This window comes from Streptomyces sp. SID14436 (assembly GCF_010548465.1).
In the GTDB taxonomy this organism is placed as follows: Bacteria; Actinomycetota; Actinomycetes; order Streptomycetales; family Streptomycetaceae; genus Streptomyces.
In genome coordinates this window covers 1-3085 of the sequence record NZ_JAAGMD010000879.1, presented here as the reverse complement: position 1 = coordinate 3085, position 3085 = coordinate 1, and the positions used below count along the sequence as shown (strand labels likewise).

Below are 3085 nucleotides of genomic sequence, written 5' to 3'. Positions count from 1 at the left end.
CACGACGATCGCCGCACCGCCCGCGAGCAGCACGGCCGCGCCGATCGCGATCGGGCCGGTGCTGCCGTCGGCGCCGGTCTCCGCCAGGTCACCGCTGCCGCCGTTCGGCGTGGCCGCCGGCTCGGACGGCTCGGAGGCGGACGGCTCGGGCGCCTCGGTGGACGGCGTCGCCGAGGGCTCGTCCGGGGTGCCGGACGCGGGCGGGGTGGTCTCCTCGGCGGGCTTCGACGGCTCCGGCTCGGACGGCGACGGCGCCGGCGGCTCCTCCTCCTTCGGCGGCTGGGACGTGCAGTCCCGGGTGCCGCCGTTCCAGGCCGCGATCAGCTTCTCCTTGATGACCGGCCGGTCCGGCCCCTTGGGCAGCGGGCCGTGCTCGAGGCCGTCGTCCGCGTCCAGCTTGCCGTCGAACTTCACGGCACCCCGGTAGAGGTCGATCTGCGCGAAGCAGCCCTTGTCCGGGACGGCGATGGCGAGGTCGGCCGTCTTCCCCGGCTTCACGGTCGCCGTGTCGAAGTCGACGAAGACCTGCTCGCCGGAGGTGGCGAAGGTCGGGCCGTGCGCCAGGTAGGAGGCGAGGGAGGCGGTGCAGGTGGTCGCGTCGCCGGCGGCGCGGACGGTGATGCGGATCGTGCCGTCCTCGGTGGGCCTCAGGCTCTCGTTGTCGACCTTGACGGCGTCGATGAAGGTCTTGCCGCCGTCGAGGGAGAACTGGCAGCGGTCCGTCTCGGTGACCGTGCCGGCGCCGGTGCCCGGCCGGTAGCTGCCGCCCTTCTTCCAGCCGTCCCCGCCGGGTGCGCCATGGGCGTGTGCGGAGGTGGCCGCGGCGGTGGTGGCCGCGCAGAGGACGATGGCCGCGGCGCCCGTTCCCAGCAGGCGGCGCGCGAGTCTCGCTGTGGACATGCGGATCCCATTCTTGGCGTGTGCCGGAAACCGGGGCACGGCGTCAGGGCAGCGCGCGGCGGCCGGCCGTTCCGGGATGAGTGGTGGAGGAATCACCGGGCCCACTGGTCACATGGGCCACAGTGCGCCTTCATGGTGGCGATGCCGTCTGAACCTGTCAACCTGCGGGAACGCAAGGGAAGTTGCAGGTCCTCCACACCTCCGGCACAGAAGGAAGGAATGGTTCCGCCCTACCCGAGTGTTCACTTTTACGACGTTGTGGACAGATGTCCCTGGTGCCCCGCACGTACTCTGGAGGAGCCCGAGTGACCGACCGTTCCGCCCTGCCCGACCCCTCCGTGTCCCGCCCCGCCCACGACGTCGCCCCCGACCTCTCCTCGCGCAACCCCGACTGGTGGCGGCAGGCGGTCGTCTACCAGGTGTATCCGCGCAGCTTCGCCGACGCGGACGGTGACGGACTGGGCGACCTGCCCGGCATCACCGCACGCCTCACCCACCTCGCCGCGCTGGGCGTCGACGCCCTCTGGCTGAGCCCGTTCTACCCCTCGGAGCTCGCCGACGGCGGCTACGACGTCGCCGACCCGCGCGACGTCGACCCGCGCCTGGGCACACTCGACGACTTCGACGCGCTGGTCGCCGAGGCCCACCGGCTCGGCCTGAAGGTGATCGTCGACATCGTCCCCAACCACACCTCCCACCAGCACGTCTGGTTCCAGGAGGCGCTGCGGGCCGGCCCCGGCTCCGCGGCCCGCGACCGGTACGTCTTCCGGGACGGCCGGGGAGAGCGCGGCGAACTGCCGCCCACCGACTGGCAGTCCCTGTTCGGCGGCAGCGCCTGGCAGCGCGTGCCCGACGGGCAGTGGTACCTGCACCTGTTCGCGCCCGAGCAGCCCGACCTCAACTGGGACAACCCCGAGGTCCGCGCGGACTTCCGCACCACCCTGCGGTTCTGGTCCGACCGCGGCGTGGACGGCTTCCGGATCGACGTCGCGCACGCCCTCGCCAAGGACCTGAGCGAGCCCCTGCGCGACCTCGGCGCCCCCGAGCTGAGCCGGGAGGAGGCCCTCGCCGAGTTCGAGCCCGGCACCCACCCGTTCTTCGACCGGGACGAGGTGCACGAGATCTACCGCGACTGGCGCAAGATCTTCGACAGCTACTCCCCGCCCCGCGCGGCGGTCGCCGAGGCGTGGATCCCCGACCCGCGGCGCGCCCTCTACGCCCGCCCGGACGAACTGGGCCAGGCGTTCAACTTCGAGTACCTCCAGGCCCCGTGGGACGCGGACGCCCTCCGGAAGGTCATCACCGACTCCCTGGCGACCGCCCGCGGGGCCGGCGCCTCGGCCACCTGGGTGCTCTCCAACCACGACGTGGTCCGGCACGCCTCCCGCCTGATGCTCCCGCCGGGCACGGACGAGAACGCCTGGCTGCTCTCCGGCGGCCACGCCCCCGCCGTCGACCCCGAGGCCGGGCTGCGCCGGGCCCGCGCCGCCACCCAGCTGATGCTGGCGCTGCCCGGCTCCGCGTACGTGTACCAGGGCGAGGAACTCGGCCTGCCCGAGGTCGCCGACCTGCCCACCGAGGTCCTCCAGGACCCGGTCTGGGAGCAGACCGGCCGCGTCCGCAAGGGCCGCGACGGCTGCCGGGTGCCGCTGCCGTGGACCCGTACGGGACCCTCCTACGGCTTCGGCGCGTCGGGCTCCTGGCTGCCCCAGCCGCCGGGCTTCGCCGCGTACTCCGTTGAGGCCCAGGACGGGGTGGAGGGCTCCACGCTGGAGTTCTACCGGGCGGCCCTGCGGCTGCGCCGCAAGCTGACCACGGACGAGACGCTGACCTGGGCGCCGGACACCCCGCCCGGTGTCCTGCAGTTCGACCGGTCCGAGGGCTGGCGCTGCGTGACGAACCTGTCCGACGCCCCCGTCGACCTGCCGGCCGGCGAGGTCCTGCTGACCAGCGCGCCCCTGGAGGACGGCCGGCTGGGCCCGGACACCACGGCCTGGCTGAGCATCTGAGCGGACGCCGTCACGGTCCCGGCCGCACCCCACCGCGGGGCGGCCGGGACCGGCGGTTCAGGAGACGGCCGGGTCCACCCGGGCCGGCTGCGGATGGCCGTCGGACCGCAGCAGCGGGGCGAGGTGCCGCTCCGGACGGAGCAGGGCGTGCGCCGGGACCCGGATGCGCGGCTCGC

Annotated in this window: 2 protein-coding genes; one reads left to right on the top strand and one right to left on the bottom strand. The window is 74.1% G+C overall.

The window, feature by feature from the left end; all coding sequences use genetic code 11:
* Positions 1-900 (bottom strand): hypothetical protein (locus G3I53_RS32320; RefSeq protein ID WP_164439035.1); only part of this gene is annotated, 900 nt, incomplete at its 3' end.
* Between the two features lie 305 nt (positions 901-1205).
* Between G3I53_RS32320 and G3I53_RS32315 the strand changes: the two genes are divergently transcribed.
* Complete coding sequence (locus G3I53_RS32315) at positions 1206-2909, top strand: glycoside hydrolase family 13 protein (protein WP_343240726.1); 1704 nt, start codon at positions 1206-1208, stop codon at positions 2907-2909.
* Positions 2910-3085 lie beyond the last annotated feature (176 nt).